1 protein-coding gene is annotated in these 417 nt (G+C 36.9%); it reads left to right on the top strand.

The window, feature by feature from the left end:
- The coding region (locus ACYVTD_RS17195) for a hypothetical protein (protein ID WP_461248855.1) at window positions 1-417 on the top strand (417 nt) is incomplete at both ends.

Here is a 417-nt window from a genome sequence, read left to right as displayed (position 1 = left end):
ATGAAGCCCATCGTACAACGGGTGTAACTCTTTCTACTAACGATGAATCGGCTTTTGTAAAAGTCCATGACAATAATTTTATAAACAGCAAGAAACGTATCTACATGACCGCTACGCCAAGAATTTATACAGAAGCCGCCCAAAAGAAAGCCAAAGAAGCGTCAGCGGAAGTTTGCTCAATGGACGATGTGGAACTTTACGGCGAAGAAATGCACCGTATAGGTTTCGGCAAAGCGGTAAGTGACGGATTATTATCAGATTACAAAGTCATTGTTTTAACAATGGAAGAAGAACAATTAACCGAAAAAATAAAAGAAACAATCAAGAAAAATAAAGACATGGAAATAAACACCGAAGACACATTAAAAATTATCGGTTGTATAAACGTACTGTCTAAACATTCGCTTAACGATAAAG

This window comes from Treponema sp. R6D11, from assembly GCF_054786075.1.
This window is presented reverse-complemented; position numbering and strand designations above follow the sequence as displayed.